The following is a 14906-nucleotide window of genomic DNA, read 5'->3' on the forward strand; positions in this document are numbered from 1 at the left end:
GATCAAGCTTACCTGAAATAAGGAGAAGAAAATGGCGATTTTATATTATGATGAGAAAAAGCTTTTTCAGTTAAATACAGAGAATACGACGTATGTGATCGGCCTGAGCCCGGAAGGCTACGTCGGACATGTTTACTACGGACCCCTTCTGCACGGAGAGCCGGATCTGTATCCGCTCCGCATGGATGAGCCGCCGTTCACCCCGTCCGTCAATAAGAGAGAGAAATCTTCGTTCCTCGACCGTTTTCCAATGGAATACCCGACCGGAGGAGTCGGCGATTACCGTGAGAGCTGTCTGAATATAAGAAATGCACAGGGCTGTATGGGATGTGAGATTTTCTTTGATTCCTATGAAATTTTCAAAGGAAAACGCCCGCTGACCGGTCTTCCGGCTTCTTTTGGAACCGAGGACGAAGTAGAAACTCTGGAAATCACCTGCAAAGATCCTGTTCTTGATCTTGTTGTTGTCCTTTCCTACTCTGTTTTTACAAAAGAAAACGTTATCACCCGAAGTGTCCGCGTGAAAAATGAAGGCAGTGAAGCGCTGAAGGTAGAGAAAATCTACAGTGCCTGCCTCGATATGGACAACGAAGACTTTGAGATGCTTTCTCTTCATGGATCCTGGGGAAGAGAACGCCACATCCAGCAGGGTGCGCTCCGTTACGGAAAACAGCTCGTTTCCTCCGGAAAAGGAGAGTCCAGCCATCAGGAGCACCCGTTTGTGGCCCTGGTGACACCGGGAACGGATCAGGAGCGCGGCGAGGTTTACGCAATGCACTTCGTATATTCCGGCAACTTTATCGGACAGGTGGAAAGATGCCAGTTTGATACCGTTCGTATGGTCATGGGTATCAACCAGGAGGAGTTCTGCTGGAATTTAAAAGCCGGCGATGAATTCCAGGCGCCGGAGGTTGTTATGGTCTACTCTGCCGAGGGACTTGGCAAAATGACGCGTTCCTACCATGCATTTTATCGCAGACATATGATCCGCAGCCCGTACAACCACAAAAAACGCCCGATTCTGATTAACAACTGGGAAGCAACTTACTTTGATTTTGATACCGATAAACTCCTCGATATCGCAAGAGAGGCAAAAAAAGACGGCATCGAGATGCTTGTTATGGATGACGGCTGGTTCGGAAAACGAAATAAAGACGATTCTTCCCTCGGTGACTGGGTTGTCAACGAAGAGAAGATCAAAGGCGGCCTGAAAAATCTGGTTGACAAAGTGAATGAAATCGGTCTTGAATTCGGTATCTGGTTCGAGCCGGAGATGATCTCCCCGGACTCTGATCTCTACAGAGAGCACCCGGAATGGGCGATTCAGATTCCGGGAAGAGAAGCGACTGAGATCCGCTGCCAGTACGTGCTGGATCTCTCCCGCCCGGAAGTGCAGGATTATGCGTATGAATGTGTGGCAAAAATCCTGCGCAGTGCAAACATCAAATACGTGAAATGGGATATGAACCGTCAGTTAAGCGACCTGGGAAGCACCTACCTGGACAAAGATTCCCAGCAGGAGCTGTTCCACCGCTACGTGCTCGGTATGTATGCGATGCAGGAGCGTCTGGTACAGGAGTTCCCGGATCTGCTTCTGGAGAACTGCTCCGGCGGCGGTGCACGTTTCGATCCTGGAATGCTTTACTACAGCCCGCAGATCTGGTGCTCCGATGACACCGATGCGATTGAGCGTCTGGAAATCCAGGAGGGAACAGCCCTCATTTACCCGCTCTGCTCAATGGGTGCACACGTCAGCGTATGCCCGAACCACACGGTTGGCCGTGTAACTCCGTTTGCAACGAGAGGCCATGTGGCACTGGCCGGAACGTTCGGCTATGAGCTTGATATCACAAAACTGCCGGAAGAAGAGAGAAAGCTGATTCCGGAGCAGACCGCAATGTATCACAAATATCATGAACTGATCCGCGAGGGAGAGTATTACCGTATTCTTTCCAGTCGTGAAAACCACAGATCCGACTGCTGGGCAGTAGCATCGGAGGATAAAAGCGAAGTGCTTGTGACCTACGTACAGGTGCTGGCACAGGCAAATATGCCGTCCCGCAAGGTTCGCCTGCGCGGCTTTGATCCGGCGAAAAAATATTGTCTGGAGGGAACCGATGAGGTTTACAGCGGCGAGATGCTGATGAATGCCGGTTTCCGGATGAAAGATTTCTGGGGTGATTTCGTCAGCAGACTGTATCACTTTGTTGCAGTAGACTAAGGAGCAGCGGATATGGCAAAAGTAAGATTGGCAGATATTGCAAAGGTGGCGGGCGTCAGCGCCGTCACCGTGCATAACGCGATTACAGGACAGAAAGGGGTCAGCGATGAGATGCGCGCCCGGATTCTGGAAATTGCAAAGGAAATGGGATACCGCCAGCCGGGAAGCGGTCCAAAAAATGCACAGGGAAAGAGCCTGCGCTGCATCGGTGTGCTGATTCCGGAGCGGTATCTGGCAGAGTATACGACATTTTACTGGAAAATGTATCAGGAGATGGCACTTGCGGCGACGGAAAAGAGCTGTATGGTGACGGTGGAAATCCTGAAACAGGAGATGGAGGACGAGAAAATCGTGCCGTGCATCGCCAGGGAGCAGACGGTCGATGCCCTGATTCTGATGGGAGACACGAACCGCGATTACATCCGTCATCTGAAGAAAAGCGTGGATCTTCCGATCGTATTCCTGGATTTCTATGACAATGAGCTGGCAAAAGATGCCGTGATCGCAGATAACTTTCACGGAATGTATCTGATGACGGAATACCTGTATGAGCATGGCCTGACCAAGCTGGCTTTTGTCGGTTCGATTCATTTTTCCAGCAGTATCATGGATCGGTACTGCGGTTTTTCCAAGGCTGTTCTGGAACACCGCGATGTGACACCGGCGGAATGGATTCTGGAGGACCGTGATGAGCGGGGCCAGATCGAAATTCATCTCCCGGAACAGATGCCGGAAGCGTTCGTCTGCAACTGCGACCTGACCGCCGGCCTTCTGATGCTCGAGCTGGAAAAACGCGGCATCTCCGTGCCGGAGGACGTTTCCGTTGTCGGCTTCGACAATTACCTGTATCCGGGTTTCCCGGATCTCAAGATCACTTCGTATGAGATCAATACGAAGGCGATGGTAAAAGTAGCGCTCGAAAAAGCGCTGAAGCAGATCCGCGGCGCGGCATCCGGCAAAAATATGGAAATTGTCTCCGGACAGCTGGTGCCGAAAGAGAGCGTAAAGCTTTGATTTTTATAACTGAATTATAAATTAAGAAACGGGGCATTTTGAAATGCCCCGTTTTTGTACATATTACACAACAAAGTCACTTAAAAATTGACAGTATCTAACGGAACTTATTTTTTTTAAGTGATTTCCAGTTGAAAAATTAATCATCTATGTTAAAATTAAGCTAAAGGACTGGGCGTGAGGGTGATAAAACACGGCGGTTCGGAGAAAAAAGAATTAAAAAACAAGATTCTGTCCACTAACAGAAACTTAAAAAAACAAAGTACAACTCATAAACAAACAATATTTTTCATGGAGGTTTCAAAAAATGAGCGAAGTTAAAATTATTGGAGATGCTGTCAAAAATATGCCATGGCAGGAAGGCCCGGCTGAGTTTTCCGGTGCACCGGTATGGAGATACAGCGAGAATCCGATTATCGGAAGAAATCCGGTGAAGGAAGTAGCAAGAATCTTCAACAGCGCCGTTATGCCGTACGGCGACGAGTTCATCGGAGTATTCCGTGGTGAGCAGACAAACGGAATCCCGTACATCTACCTTGGAAGAAGCAAAGATGCGATCCACTGGAATTTCGATGAGAACAAAATCCAGTTCGTTGACGAAGAAGGCAAACCGTTCATGCCGGTTTACGCATATGACCCGCGTCTTGTAAAAGTAGAAGATACCTACTACATCATCTGGTGCCAGGACTTCTACGGTGCAGCCATCGGAATGGCAAAAACAAAAGATTTTGAAACCTTCGTACGTGTGGAGAATCCATTCCTTCCATTCAACAGAAATGCCGTTCTCTTCCCGAGAAAAATCAACGGCAACTTCGTGATGCTGTCCCGTCCAAGCGACAGCGGCCACACACCGTTCGGTGACATCTTCCTGTCCGAGAGCCCGGATATGCTGTACTGGGGCAAACACCGCCACGTCATGAGCAAGAGCCCGGAGTGGTGGGAGTCCTTAAAGATCGGCGGCGGCGCAGCTCCGATTGAGACCAACGAAGGATGGCTGCTGTTCTACCACGGTGTAAGCGGCACCTGCAATGGCTATGTATACAGCATCGGCGGCGCAATCCTCGACAAAGAGAATCCGTCCATCGTAAAATACCGCTGCCAGAACTTCCTTCTGACACCGGAAGAGTGGTATGAGGAGAGAGGCTTCGTTCCGAACGTAACCTTCCCGTGCGCAACCATTCACGATGCAGAGACCGGAAAGATCGCGATCTACTACGGCGCAGCCGATACGTATGTAGGACTGGCATTCACAACCGTAGATCTGATTGTAGATTATATCAAGAAAAACAGTGTCGTACGCGAGTCTGACACCGAAATTGGAAGAAGATAAGAAAGAAGGAAAGAAAAGATGCAGTCTTTGGCAAAGGAAGTAAAGCAGGAGCTTACTGGACGGATCGTTCCGTTCTGGGAGGGCTTAAGAGATGAGGAATACGGCGGATTTTACGGCTATCAGGACTTTGATCTGAACGTGCAGAAAACGTATGAGAAGGGCTGCATCTTAAACAGCAGAATTCTCTGGTTTTTCTCGAATGCGTACCTGACCTTAAAGGACGAGAAGCTGCGCGCCGATGCGGAGCATGCGTACCGCTTTATGAAACAGGCGTGTGTGGACCGCGAGTACGGTGGCGTGTTCTGGTCTGTCACCTACGACGGAAAACCGCTCGATACGACAAAGCATACGTACAATCAGGCATTTGCAATTTATGCGCTGTCTACGTATTTTGATGCGACGGGCGACACCGAGGCGCTGGAGCTGGCAAAATCGCTGCAGCAGATCATCGAGACACACTGCACCGACGAGCACGGTTATCTCGAGGCATTTACCCGCGATTTCAAGCCGGAGAGCAATGAAAAGCTCTCGGAGAACGGCGTCATGGCAGAGAAGACCATGAATACGCTGCTGCATGTTTTCGAAGCATATACCGAGCTGTACCGCGTGACAAAGGATCCGTTTACCGGTGACCGTCTCCGCTTTATGATGGATCTCTTCGCGGATAAAGTATACAACAAAGAAAAAGGCCGTCAGGAAGTATTTTTCGACCGGACATGGAATACGCTGATTGATCTGTATTCTTATGGCCATGATATCGAGACTTCCTGGTTGATCGACCGGGGTACAGAAGTGCTCGGCGATCCGGCTTACCGGGAAAAACTGCTGCCGATCACCGGAGAGATTGCGGAAAATATCTACAACACGGCATACAAAAATCATTCGCTGATGAATGAGTGCGAGCGCGGTGTGGATGATACCACAAGAGTCTGGTGGGTACAGGCAGAAGCAGTCGTTGGATTTTTAAATGCATGGCAGAAAAAACCGGAGGAAACAAAGTATCTCGATGCGGCAAAAGACATCTGGGGCTACATCAAGGAATATGTGATCGACAAACGAGAGGGGTCTGAGTGGTTCTGGTGCGTGAATGCAGACGGAAGCCCGATTCATGAGCCGATTGTAGAACCGTGGAAATGCCCGTATCACAATGGACGTATGTGTATGGAAGTAATTGGGAGGTTAAAAGATGCTGAATAAACAGTATTATGTGGAAAAAGCCAAGGTAGACCGCCTTGTGGCAAGAAAGAACACAAAAGCAGATTTTTACAACGGTATTTATGACCGCTATGAGTATCCGGTGCTGACAAGAGAGTTCGCTCCGGTTCACTGGAGATATGATCTGGATGAGGAGACGAATCCGTACTTTATGGAGCGTCTCGGCATCAACGCTGTGATGAACTCCGGCGCGATTTATCTGAATGGAAAGTATTATCTCGTTGTCCGCGTGGAGGGCAATGACAGAAAATCTTTCTTTGCTGTTGCAGAGAGTGATACTGGTATCGACGGCTTCCATTTCTGGGATTACCCGGTTGTGCTGCCGGATACCTGCGCAGAGGAAACCAACGTTTATGACATGCGTCTGACCCAGCACGAGGACGGCTGGATTTACGGAGTGTTCTGCTCTGAGAGCAAGGACAAAAACGATCCGGATCTGTCCGCGGCTGTTGCTGAGGCTGGTATCGTAAGAACGAAAGACCTGAAGACCTGGGAGCGTCTGGACAACCTGAAAACCTTACGTTCTCCGCAGCAGAGAAACGTTGTTCTGCATCCGGAGTTCGTAGACGGAAAATATGCCTTCTACACCCGTCCGATGGATGGTTTCATTGAGACCGGAAGCGGCGGAGGAATCGGCTTCGGACTCTGCGATGATATCACACACGCTGTCATCGATGAGGAGAAGATCATCAGCAAACGTATTTATCATACCCTGACCGAGTCCAAAAACGGTGCCGGAGCAGTGCCGATCCGCGGTAAGAAATGCTGGATCAACATTGCACACGGTGTAAGAAATACAGCAGCAGGCCTTCGCTACGTTCTGTATGTCTTCGGTACCGATCTGAACGATCCGTCCAAAGTCATTGCAGAGCCGTCCGGTGTATTCCTGGTTCCGCTTGGAAAAGAGAGAGTCGGAGACGTTTCCAACGTTGTATTTACAAACGGCGCGATTGCGCGTGAGAACGGAGAGGTTTACATCTACTATGCATCCTGCGATACAAGAATGCATGTAGCAACCACCACAATCGACAAACTCGAGGACTATCTGTTCAACACACCGCAGGATCCGCACAGATCCCCGGACTGCGTAAAACAGAGATGCGAGCTGATCTCCAAAAACCTGGAGCTGCTGAAAAACGAGAAATAAAAGCGTCCGCTGCGGCGCATCGGGATCTGTAAAGGTCATGAAAACCTGGAAAGTGTTTCGAGAAGAACCGAAACGTCAACGGGTTTCGCGATATGGGCGTTCATGCCGGATTCCAGTGCTTTTCGGCGGTCCTCTTCAAACGCGTTTGCCGTCATGGCGACAATCGGGATTTCCCCGCGTTTTCCCGGGAGTGCACGGATCGCTTCTGCGGCCTGATAGCCGTTCATGTTCGGCATCTGAATATCCATCAGAATAACATTGTAATAATCTTCTGGTGCGTTCTGGACTGCTTTTAAGCAGAGGGCGCCGTCTTTTACGTGCTCGGCGTGAATGCCGTTTTCTTCCAGAACGGTGAGTACAATTTCTGCATTCAGGTCATTATCCTCGGCAAGCAGCACGCGTTTTTCGGAAAGCGTCTGCAGGGACTGCTCGAGAATCTCGTCTTTATGCTGGTGAGCCGCAAGCTGTTCTTCGGTCGGAAGTCCAAACGTGAGGCAGACCGTAGTTATTGTTCCGGCACCGAGTTCGCTTTCCACATCGATCGTTCCGCCCATCAGATTCACGAGGGATTTGACGATCGGAAGGCCGAGGCCGGTTCCGGTGATGTGGCTTTCGGTGGAGGAATGTTCTCTTGTAAATTCTTCAAAAATATGCGGCAGATACTCTTTGCTCATGCCGATGCCGTTGTCCTTCACGGTGATGCGGTAGGAGGCAAAGCCCTTCCTTGGTGCCGGTGTCTCTTCGATTTTTACGGAAATTTTTCCGCCCTCCGGCGTATACTTGATGGAGTTGCTGATGATATTCAGCAGAATCTCCCGTATTTTTGTCCGGTCGCAGAGGATGGCATCGTGTTCCACCGTGTTGTAACAGAGATAGGAAAGATTTTTGCTTTTTAACGAAGGCTCAAACACTGCATTCAGGGAATTGATCAGCTCGCTGTAGCTGCCGAGCTCGATTTTCAGCGAGGCCTTACCGCTCTCAATGCGCGCCATCTCAAGCACGTAGTTGATCAGTGAGAGCAGAAAACTGCTGGAGGACTTGATTTTTGCAATGTAGTCGACCGCGCGGTCCTTCTCGTCGATGTGTTTTTCCAGCAGATCCGAGAAACCGATGATGGCATTCATCGGGGTTCGGATGTCGTGGCTCATGTTGAACAGAAAACGTGTTTTTGCTTCGTTGGCAGACTGCGCTTCCTGTACGGCTTTTTCCAGTTCTGCTGCGTGAATCTCGTCTTTATAGCGGCGCATCTGGAACTGCAGAAAACCAATAGAGGTAAGCAGGGAAAGGATGAGCCCGAGTGCAAAGGAAACAAAAACCTGCAGCGGACTGAGCCAGCCGTTTTTCGGTACAATTTCAAAATGCCAGGTGTCGTTCGGCACGGTGCAGAGAACTTCGATGGCATCGGAACGCCGGGAATTGCCGGAGTGTGCGATGGAAACGTGTTCGCCGGTGGCCGGAGAAATTTTCCAGAGTTCGTAGGTGTAGCCGGCTTCTTCCAGTGTATTCAGTTCAATTTCGTTCAGAAACGATTCCCAGTCGAGAACGAGAATCGAAAAGCCCCAGAAGGTCTGGTCACCGTTGGCATCGGTGGTATAAATCGGGTCAAAGAGCAGTGCTCCGATGTCGCCCTGCTGCAGCTCAAACGGTCCTGCAATCGTGTATTCGCCGCTCTCTTTGGCAAGGCGTGCCTCCTGTTTCCGGGCAGGATGCTCGAGCATGTTAAGTCCGAGTGCGGCTTCGTTTCCGCTCATCGGATAAATCAGTGTGACAATACCGTCCTTTGCAAGCTCATGTGCTTTGATGACATTCTGGTCGTCCTGCATCAGCGAGGAGAGGACGGAAAACTCTTCGTCATCGACGGTATAACCGGCTTCAATCATGTGTTTCATCAGATTGGATTCGGCAAGATAATGGTTTAACTGCGATTTCACGCGGCCGATGGTCGTCTGTGCGGTATAGTCAGCTTTCAGCTTTGCTTCCTTTAACTGATTCTGATACAGAAAAACGGCGCAGAGCTCGACAAGAAAAAATGTAATAAAAAACAGCAGAAGCGCCTGAAATCGAATCTGTTTTTGCGTTAATTTTGTTTTCATATCGGATGCTCATCTAAATTCGTAATATTTCCGGCTTTTTCAGGTGATTTTTTTGAGTAAAAACGAAGGCCGGAGTTAAAAATATTATATCGGATTTACCCTGGGATTTCAATAAAAGAAGCGTTAAGTTTGAAAGAGAACGGGATGAAATGAATGGGAAATGTAATGCATAGGAAGAAAATTGCCAGAATGGGCGGAGAATGGAATTGCCAGATAGTTGCTCATTATATCAAAATCATTTATAATAGGGACAGACGACACAGAATGAAGGATTGACAATACAATGGACTATGTGATTTTTGACCTGGAATGGAACCAGTGTCCCTATGGAAAAGGAAAAGAGAACCCGAAGCTGCCGTTTGAGATTATTGAGATCGGCGCGGTGAAGATGGATGGTGAGCGGAATGTGGTGGGAACGTTTCACCGGATTGTAAAACCGGTGGTCTACCAGCATCTCCATCACCGGACGCGCGAGGTCGTCGGACTGACAGAAGAGGATCTGCAGAACGGAATCCCATTTGCGCAGGCCGTGCAGGAATTTTTTGCATTCTCCGGCGGTGCGTGCATGTTCGGCACCTGGGGACCGGGAGACCTGACGGAGCTCCAGCGGAACATGAAATTTTATAACCTCCTGTCGCTGATCCGCGGGCCGATTCATTTTTACGATGTACAGAAACTGTTCGCGATCCAGTACGAAACGATGAAGAGCCGCCGGGCGCTCGAGTACGCCGCCGACTTCCTCCATCTCCCGAAGGACGAGCATTTTCATCAGGCGCTTTCGGATGCAAAATATACGGCCGACATTTTTGCACGCATCGATATGGATGTTGTGCTGGCGTACGACTCGATCGACGTATATCAGAACCCGAAATCGAAAAAAGAGGAGATCCACGCCGTCTATAATGGCTACACGAAATTCATCTCCCGCGAATTCGACACAAAAGAAGAAGCCATGCACGACCGCGAGGTCTGCAGCACGCACTGCTGCATCTGCGGGAAAACGGCAAGAAAACGCTTACGCTGGTTTTCGGCCGGCGGGAAAAACTACTACTGCGTAGCCTGGTGCCCGGAGCATGGATATTTGAAAGGCAAAGCCCGCATGAAACATTCGGACGAAGGAAAACTCTTCGTCGTGAAAACCATCCGCATCAGCAGCGAACAGGAGGCGGGGGAAATCCGGCAGAAGAAAGAGAACCTGCGGAAGAAGAGGAATCAGAAGAGGAAAGAAATGTAAGAAAGGCAGAGGAAATGGAAACGGGATAAAAGGTTTCATTTCTTCTGCCTTTTTAATTGGAAAACAGAGCGGGATCGGTTATAATAAAAAATAATGGAACGTATGAAAAGAGGAGGCGCAGAATGGGAGCTTATTTAAACAGTCAGACACCGTATACCCTGTATCAGAGTGAGAGCCGCAGCCCGTATTTTGTGGATAAAACAATGCTGCTGCAGGAACTGTTTCCCTATGTGGCTGCAGGGAATCGCCATCTTTGCGTCACAAGGCCGCGCAGATTTGGAAAAACAATTGCGGCCAATATGATCAGCTCGTTTTTTCAGAAGGGTATTGATTCAGGTGAACTTTTTGACCGGCTTAAAATTTCAGAAGCGGATGACTGCCAGAAATACAAAAACAAGTATAACGTCATTCGGATTGATTTCAGTAAAATGCCGAGAAACTGTGAATCTTACCGACAGTATATCGAGCGTGTGGAAGAACTTCTGATCAGTGATCTGCGGGAAGCGTATCCGGATGCAAAAACCAGTGAAACAGATGCGATTGGAGATATTCTGGAAGAGATCTTTCAACAGTATCATGGCGAAAAATTTATTTTTGTTCTGGACGAATGGGATTTTATTTTTCACAGGGAATTTATAACAGAAGCGGATAAAGCAAAGTATGTGGCATTTTTAAGTAATCTGCTGAAGGACCGTCCCTATGTGATTTTATCGTATATGACGGGAATTTTGCCGATTGCGAAATATTCCAGCGGATCGGAACTGAATATGTTTGCGGAGTTCACGATGGTAAATTCACCAATGTTCGGAACATACTTTGGATTTACAGATGACGAAGTGGATGATTTGTATGAAAGGTACTGTAGAGAATGCGAAAAACAGAGAAAAATAAAAAATGTGACGCGAAAAGGTCTGCGAGACTGGTATAACGGTTATTATACAAAATCGGGAGAGCGGGTATACAATCCACGCTCCGTTGTTTTTGCACTACAGTTTAACAATCTGGCAAATTACTGGACCAGCTCAGGTCCATATGATGAAATTTATTATTACATTCGAAATAATGTATCCGACGTCAGGGATGACCTTGCACTGATGGCAGCAGGAGAGTCAGTTTCGGCAAAAATACAGGAATATGCGGCCACTTCCATGAACCTGTCTACGAGAGATGAAATTTACTCTGCGATGGTGGTGTATGGATTTTTAAGCTATTTGAATGGAAAAGTGTCTATTCCGAACAGGGAATTGATGGAGAAGTTTGATGAGCTGCTGATGAAGAATGAATCTCTGGGATATGTATATCGTCTGGCGAAAGAGTCCGAGAAAATGCTGAAAGCGACTCTGGCGGGAGATACGCATACGATGGAAAAAATTCTGGAACTGGTGCACGATACGGAAGTTCCGTTGCTGTCGTACAACCATGAGACAGAATTGTCAGCCATTGTCAATCTGGTATACCTGGCTGCGCGTGACAGTTACCGGGTAGAGCGTGAGGATAAGGCGGGAGTTGGGTATGTGGATTTTATTTTCTATCCATATGATCTGACCGCAGATGGAATTATTCTTGAACTAAAAGTAGACCACACTCCGGAAGAAGCAATTCAGCAGATCAAAGACAGGAAGTATGCATTAAAATTTGTGCCGCGGCTTGCAGAACAGAAAAAGTATACAGGAAAAATACTGGCTGTGGGAATTGGGTATGAAAAGACGGAGAAAAAGCACAGGTGTAGAGTGGAAAGCTTAAATTGAGTGCTTGAGAGGTAAGAGAACTATCGATAAAAGCAGGTTTGTCGGTAGTTTTCTGTTATAGAGAAGAAATGGGGGCAGAGCAATGAAAACAATCCATAAAATTTCCGGAATTTTTCTGTGGTGTGTCGTTGGCGTGTTTCTTGGAAAGAGCGTTTATACGTATTATGACTACACAGCACACCCCGGTTTGTATGAGACGTGGTCTGCACCGTGGTATACAGGGATTCTGCGGGATGGCGTAATTGCGGCGGTTCTGATTGCGGTGACGCTGGCGGTTCGGTGGGTGATTCAAAGAAAAATGAGGAAGGAATAGAAGGCGATGATTTTTAAGAGACTTGGCTTGATGAGGAGTCGTTTTTACGGAAAGAACTGAAAGAATAAGAAAAGACAAAAGGACGAAAAACAATGGCAAAATTATATTTCCGCTACGGCGCGATGGGCAGTTCGAAATCTGCTAATATTTTGATGGTTCGCTATAATTATGAGGAGCGCGGGCAGTATGCTGTCCTGTTGAAGCCGCGGACGGACAACCGCGACGGAGAACATGAAATCAAGTCCCGCATCGGGCTGGAGGCACCGGCGGAATATGTAGATGAATTTTTAAAAGAAATTTCAGAGACCTGGAGTGCAGACAGCGGGGAATACCGGTATCACGGAAAGAAAGTGGATGCGGTTCTTATCGACGAGGCGCAGTTTCTTTCTCCGGAGGAAGTTGATACGCTTTCGGACATCGTGGATTTTTATGGGATTCCGGCTCTCTGCTACGGTCTGCGTGCGGACTTCCAGACACATCTGTTTCCGGGTTCGAGAAGATTGATGGAAATCGCTGACATCATCGAGGAAGTCCCAACGGTCTGCTGGTGCGGAAGACGGGCGCAGTGCAATACGAGATACGCAGACGGAAAAATCGTTCGGGAAGGCGCGCAGATTTTCCTTGGATCGAACGAGAGTTATGTGGCGCTTTGCAGGAAACATTATAAAGAAGGAAAGCTGTGGAAGGAAGATGAGTAAGATAACAATATATGAAGTACAGGAGAGAATGCCGCGGATGGAAACGCTGGTGGAACTGTGGGAAGCTTCCGTCCGTGCGACACATCATTTTCATCGTTAATAGGAGCTTCTTTTGCAACAACATCCATTCGTATCAGTTTATCAAGAATATCCACAAGAGCAGGTCCGCTGGAAACATTTGATTGCTGCAATATAATCTTTTCTGGGATAATACTCCGTTTTGCACCATGCTTTTTATCGCTGGGGAACATCAGAAAAAGGATATGGAAAAAAGCCGATGGAGATGTTTTTGATTAAAAAACTTTAGGAATAACAGCAGGGGAGAGTGAAATGAAAAAAATATTTTTAATGAGGCATTCCATCCCGGAAAAAGGGGATATGCCGAATGAGCAGATTCCTCTATCGGAAGAGGGAAAAGCGCTTGCTGTATCAAAAAGAAATATATTTTCAAATGTGGACAGATGCTTTTCTTCACCTTATCGGAGAGCAATGGAAACGGCTGAATTCATCGCAGATCACCCGGTCATTGTGAAGGAGCTGCATGAAAGAACGATCGGGGATGCCAGGGAGGATTTCTGGCTGAAACAGTATGAAGATCACGATTTTCGCAATCCGGGCGGGGAATCGTTAAATCAAGTGAAGGTGCGGATGAAAACCGCGATCGATTCTATCGTCGGACAGATGGAAGAAGGAGAAACAGCACTCGTGGTTTCTCATGCGACGGCGATCTGTGCATATTTGCTTTCTTACTGTGAAATTGAAGTGAAAGATGCGGAAAACAAAGTAAGAAAAATATCCTTCCATGGAAAAGAAATCCTGAATGGCAGATTTCAGCCGGCAGATGGATTTGAAATCCTTTTTGAAAACGATATTTTTTCGGATATTCGTGTTATGGGGAGAGAAAAATGAAAACATTATATTTGATCGGCGGAACGATGGGCGTTGGCAAGACGACGGTAAGTCAGCAGCTGAAAAAAGATCTGGCGAACAGCGTTTTTCTTGACGGCGACTGGTGCTGGGACGCCGATCCGTTTCAGGTGACGGATGAGACGAAAGAGATGGTGATGGACAACATCTGTTATCTGCTGAATAACTTTCTGCATTGCAGCGCTTATGAAAACGTTATTTTCTGCTGGGTGATGCATGAGCAGAGTATTGTTGATGAAATCGTCAGTAAGCTGGACACGGAAGAATGCAGAGTGATTAAAATTTCGCTGATCGTGGATGAAGCAAATTTGCGGAAGCGGTTATTATCCGACATCGCAAATAAGATTCGTACGGAAGAGATTATGGACAAAAGCATTGCACGAATTCAGATGTATCAGGTACTTGATACGGTAAAAATTGATACGAGTAATAAGAGTGTCTGTGAAATTACAGAGGAAATTGCAGCACTTTAAGATCAAAAAACAAGGAGCCAAACCAAAATGACCGAACGAATCATAGACAATGAACTCCGGCTGATCCCATATTACAGGAATGACGAGGCCTCTCTTCCGTGGTATCAGGATCTGGACGTGTGTAGGCAGGTGGACAACCGGGAGAAGCCGTATGATGTGGAGCTGTTGCATCGGATGTATGATTATCTTACCGCGCACGGTGACTGCTATTATATAGAATATAAGGGCGTGCTGGTGGGAGATGTTTCGCTGAGAGAGAATAGTGAAATCGCTGTCGTTGTCTGTAAAGAATACCAGAATCAGCATATTGGAAGACGGTGCGTTCTGGAGATGCTGAAGCTTGCAAGAGAAAAGGGAATGGAGCGGGTAAAAGCCAATATTTATTCTTTTAATGGACAAAGCCAGCGCATGTTCCAGTCGGTCGGATTTGAGAAAACGGCGGAGGAATGGTATGAGTCTAAGCTGTAAGTGATTGCAGAGAAAGAGAGAAGAA

General features: G+C 47.7%; 13 protein-coding genes. 12 read left to right on the plus strand and 1 reads right to left on the minus strand.

Features of this window, described 5'->3' with window-relative positions; all coding sequences use genetic code 11:
- Nucleotides 1–31 precede the first annotated feature (31 nt).
- The 5 genes from DW642_RS13660 to DW642_RS13680 all read left to right on the plus strand — a co-directional run bounded on the left by DW642_RS13660 (nt 32) and on the right by DW642_RS13680 (nt 6927).
- Nucleotides 32–2221, plus strand: a complete 2190-nt coding sequence (locus DW642_RS13660) for an alpha-galactosidase (RefSeq protein ID WP_117510531.1) — start codon at nt 32–34, stop codon at nt 2219–2221.
- Between the two features lie 12 nt (nt 2222–2233).
- Entirely contained in the window at nt 2234–3235 is a 1002-nt protein-coding gene (locus tag DW642_RS13665; protein WP_117510533.1) for a LacI family DNA-binding transcriptional regulator, read from the plus strand.
- Nucleotides 3236–3542: 307 nt separating this feature from the next.
- On the plus strand, nt 3543–4565 hold the full coding sequence (locus DW642_RS13670; protein ID WP_117510535.1) for a glycoside hydrolase family 130 protein: 1023 nt from the start codon (nt 3543–3545) through the stop codon (nt 4563–4565).
- Between the two features lie 18 nt (nt 4566–4583).
- Nucleotides 4584–5762: an AGE family epimerase/isomerase gene (locus DW642_RS13675; protein WP_117510537.1), complete on the plus strand. Its 1179-nt coding sequence runs from the start codon at nt 4584–4586 to the stop codon at nt 5760–5762.
- On the plus strand, nt 5752–6927 hold the full coding sequence (locus DW642_RS13680) for a glycoside hydrolase family 130 protein (protein WP_022461807.1): 1176 nt from the start codon (nt 5752–5754) through the stop codon (nt 6925–6927). Before DW642_RS13675 ends, DW642_RS13680 begins: the two co-directional genes overlap by 11 nt.
- A gap of 35 nt (nt 6928–6962) precedes the next feature.
- Here the strand turns inward: DW642_RS13680 and DW642_RS13685 are convergent, their stop codons facing one another.
- On the minus strand, nt 6963–9020 hold the full coding sequence (locus DW642_RS13685) for an ATP-binding protein (RefSeq protein WP_117510539.1): 2058 nt from the start codon (nt 9018–9020) through the stop codon (nt 6963–6965).
- A 283-nt stretch (nt 9021–9303) separates the two neighbouring features.
- Between DW642_RS13685 and DW642_RS13690 the strand changes: the two genes are divergently transcribed.
- The 7 genes from DW642_RS13690 to DW642_RS13725 all read left to right on the plus strand — a co-directional run bounded on the left by DW642_RS13690 (nt 9304) and on the right by DW642_RS13725 (nt 14881).
- Complete coding sequence (locus DW642_RS13690; RefSeq protein ID WP_055225843.1) at nt 9304–10254, plus strand: 3'-5' exonuclease; 951 nt, start codon at nt 9304–9306, stop codon at nt 10252–10254.
- Nucleotides 10255–10376: 122 nt separating this feature from the next.
- On the plus strand, nt 10377–12002 hold the full coding sequence (locus DW642_RS13695) for an AAA family ATPase (RefSeq protein WP_117510541.1): 1626 nt from the start codon (nt 10377–10379) through the stop codon (nt 12000–12002).
- 82 nt (nt 12003–12084) lie between these two features.
- Nucleotides 12085–12315, plus strand: a complete 231-nt coding sequence (locus DW642_RS13700) for a hypothetical protein (protein ID WP_117510543.1) — start codon at nt 12085–12087, stop codon at nt 12313–12315.
- A 92-nt stretch (nt 12316–12407) separates the two neighbouring features.
- Complete coding sequence (locus tag DW642_RS13705; protein WP_117510545.1) at nt 12408–13013, plus strand: thymidine kinase; 606 nt, start codon at nt 12408–12410, stop codon at nt 13011–13013.
- Nucleotides 13014–13343: 330 nt separating this feature from the next.
- A complete protein-coding gene (locus DW642_RS13715) occupies nt 13344–13922 on the plus strand; it encodes a histidine phosphatase family protein (RefSeq protein WP_117510547.1) in 579 nt (192 codons plus the stop codon).
- Nucleotides 13919–14413 (plus strand): AAA family ATPase, encoded by a 495-nt coding sequence (locus tag DW642_RS13720; RefSeq protein WP_117510549.1) that lies wholly within the window; start codon nt 13919–13921, stop codon nt 14411–14413. The genes DW642_RS13715 and DW642_RS13720 overlap by 4 nt, the downstream gene beginning before the upstream one ends.
- Nucleotides 14414–14440: 27 nt before the next feature.
- Entirely contained in the window at nt 14441–14881 is a 441-nt protein-coding gene (locus DW642_RS13725; RefSeq protein WP_117510551.1) for a GNAT family N-acetyltransferase, read from the plus strand.
- Nucleotides 14882–14906 lie beyond the last annotated feature (25 nt).

The organism is Blautia sp. AM23-13AC, assembly GCF_003435675.1.
In the GTDB taxonomy this organism is placed as follows: Bacteria; Bacillota; Clostridia; order Lachnospirales; family Lachnospiraceae; genus Fusicatenibacter; species Fusicatenibacter saccharivorans.

Excerpts from the sequence above, each read along its gene's own strand:
- DW642_RS13700 (WP_117510543.1), top strand. The coding sequence starts at position 12,085 with ATGAAAACAATCCATAAAATTTCCGGAATTTTTCTGTGGTGTGTCGTT.
- DW642_RS13660 (WP_117510531.1), top strand. The coding sequence starts at position 32 with ATGGCGATTTTATATTATGATGAGAAAAAGCTTTTTCAGTTAAATACA.
- DW642_RS13665 (WP_117510533.1), top strand. The coding sequence starts at position 2,234 with ATGGCAAAAGTAAGATTGGCAGATATTGCAAAGGTGGCGGGCGTCAGC.
- DW642_RS13670 (WP_117510535.1), top strand. The coding sequence starts at position 3,543 with ATGAGCGAAGTTAAAATTATTGGAGATGCTGTCAAAAATATGCCATGG.
- DW642_RS13720 (WP_117510549.1), top strand. The coding sequence starts at position 13,919 with ATGAAAACATTATATTTGATCGGCGGAACGATGGGCGTTGGCAAGACG.
- DW642_RS13680 (WP_022461807.1), top strand. The coding sequence starts at position 5,752 with ATGCTGAATAAACAGTATTATGTGGAAAAAGCCAAGGTAGACCGCCTT.
- DW642_RS13725 (WP_117510551.1), top strand. The coding sequence starts at position 14,441 with ATGACCGAACGAATCATAGACAATGAACTCCGGCTGATCCCATATTAC.
- DW642_RS13695 (WP_117510541.1), top strand. The coding sequence starts at position 10,377 with ATGGGAGCTTATTTAAACAGTCAGACACCGTATACCCTGTATCAGAGT.
- DW642_RS13705 (WP_117510545.1), top strand. The coding sequence starts at position 12,408 with ATGGCAAAATTATATTTCCGCTACGGCGCGATGGGCAGTTCGAAATCT.
- DW642_RS13715 (WP_117510547.1), top strand. The coding sequence starts at position 13,344 with ATGAAAAAAATATTTTTAATGAGGCATTCCATCCCGGAAAAAGGGGAT.
- DW642_RS13685 (WP_117510539.1), bottom strand. The coding sequence starts at position 9,020 with ATGAAAACAAAATTAACGCAAAAACAGATTCGATTTCAGGCGCTTCTG.
- DW642_RS13675 (WP_117510537.1), top strand. The coding sequence starts at position 4,584 with ATGCAGTCTTTGGCAAAGGAAGTAAAGCAGGAGCTTACTGGACGGATC.
- DW642_RS13690 (WP_055225843.1), top strand. The coding sequence starts at position 9,304 with ATGGACTATGTGATTTTTGACCTGGAATGGAACCAGTGTCCCTATGGA.